The following is a 1923-nucleotide window of genomic DNA, read 5'->3' as shown; positions in this document are numbered from 1 at the left end:
ATATATAGCTCAATACAGTTCAGTTAAGTATTTCTTCCTTCTGTTCCTAGCTTACAAAAAACTGCTCTGGTTCCAAAAATGATTTTGACTCTTAGTTAAGCCTTAACTAAATAGTATTGAAATACAGCTATATGAATCATGAGTAAAAACAATATCCCCCACTTATTGAAAAAGCGAGAGATATTAATGTTCATATACCCATCTTTAATTTTGAACCCTAGTTTTTTTGGGTAGATATTATTTTGAACTTATTTTTTAACTTATTGTTGTATTCTAATGTCGATAACTGTGGCATTAAAATTGTAGTTAAAACCTTCTAGTTCAAAAGGCATCCCAATTTTAACTTTGCTATTCCCAAGAACAACTCCAGTATCAGTCAGATTTGCCTTACCTTCTAAAGTCAAAAGCATATCAGTACTAAAATTATTTTTTCTGGGATCAGCTAACTCCTTCAGGGAACCATCCGGTTGAGGAACGCTTAAAGTACGGGGAAGTTCTTGAATAGATTTAATTTTAATTTCACCATAGGGTTGGTTACGGATAATAACTTTTGTTTTTCCATCTTTAGCGAAACCATTAGCATATAGTTGTTGAGGGTCACGTACATTTAGACCTCTTACAACTAAATCTACTTCGATGGGTACAATTTTGGCATTAACTTGAGCAACTGAACCTGAACCTGGGAACAAAAAAATGCCAACTATAACTAATAAAACTACGAAAATTGCACCAATATCAAGAAGATTGAACTTACCAAATAAACGACCTTTAGAATCTAAAATAGCCATAGAAATTTCCTGTGACAAAGTAATAATCAGTAATTTTAGCAGTCAGATTTTGAGAGTAGGGAATAGAGATTTGGGTAAAACCTTGTCTTCTCCATCTTAGTCTTCTCAGAACCTCTCTCCAAATTTCAAGGGGATTAAACCAAACGGCAGTGTATCATGAGCAGTGTTTTCCGCCACTCATCTAAAAAAAAATGCACAATTAGTTGATATGTTAAACCGTAAAGCCTGCATTGAGTCAAGATACTAAGATACGCTTTTAGCTTAGATTGTTACATCGCTGCAATCTTAACAGCTATGTTGAGAATGCAACAAACAGCCTGTTAAATCCGTCTAATATTTTTACGTTCTAGCAAAACCGTCCCATGACCGGACAATTATAAGAATAATGATTTGGAAGTGCTTTTCTGTGAATTACTTTATTAAACGACGACGTTGGTTATATCCGTTAATTTCGATCGTAGTTGCCCTCTCACTTTGCTTAAGTACCCCACTTCCATCCCGTGCGATTGATTGGTTCCCAATCTTAATTCGCGGTGTACAGGTACTTCAGCTTTCTAATGTATCAGAGCGGCAAGAAATGGAATTGGGTCAGCAGATGAACAAGGAGATTGCTAGTGGGGAAGTCAAACTTAGTCGCAATTCGCAAATTAATCGTTATGTTGAAGAAATCGGTCAGCGCTTAGTTCAATATAGCGATCGCCCCAATCTCAAATACACCTTTCAAGTGGTTGACGATGATAGTATCAATGCCTTTGCCACCTTGGGAGGTTTTGTTTACGTTCACACCGGATTACTCAAAACCGCAGAAAATGAAGCCGAATTCGCTAGCGTCATGGCGCATGAAATCGGTCATATTGGCGGCAAACATCTCCTTAAACAAATGCGTCAGCGTGCTGTAGCCAGTGGTTTAGCAACCGCAGCCGGCTTAGACCGCAGCAAAGCTGTTGGACTTGGGGTGGAACTTGCGCTCAACCGTCCCCGCAGCCGTGAAGACGAATTTGATGCCGATCGCAGAGGATTAAAAACCTTAAGTCGTGCTGGTTATGCCCAATCGGGAATGGTTTCGTTTATGCAAAAACTTCTCAAGTCCAAGAGTTCAATACCAACATTTTTGAGTACCCATCCCGGAACAAGC

Annotated in this window: 2 protein-coding genes; one reads left to right on the top strand and one right to left on the bottom strand. The window is 38.4% G+C overall.

The features are described from left to right. Positions 1 to 260 precede the first annotated feature (260 nt). A complete protein-coding gene (locus CK510_RS29870) occupies positions 261 to 788 on the bottom strand; it encodes a DUF4330 domain-containing protein (RefSeq protein ID WP_095725055.1) in 528 nt (175 codons plus the stop codon). A 385-nt stretch (positions 789 to 1173) separates the two neighbouring features. Here CK510_RS29870 and CK510_RS29865 point away from each other — a divergent pair. Beyond that, positions 1174 to 1923, top strand: a 750-nt coding sequence (locus CK510_RS29865; protein WP_095725056.1) for a M48 family metallopeptidase, incomplete at its 3' end; no start/stop codon positions are given.

Origin of the sequence: Brunnivagina elsteri CCALA 953 (assembly GCF_002289455.1) — a bacterium.
GTDB classification, from domain to species: Bacteria; Cyanobacteriota; Cyanobacteriia; order Cyanobacteriales; family Nostocaceae; genus Brunnivagina; species Brunnivagina elsteri.
This window is presented reverse-complemented; position numbering and strand designations above follow the sequence as displayed.

Excerpts from the sequence above, each read along its gene's own strand:
- CK510_RS29870 (WP_095725055.1), bottom strand. The coding sequence starts at position 788 with ATGGCTATTTTAGATTCTAAAGGTCGTTTATTTGGTAAGTTCAATCTT.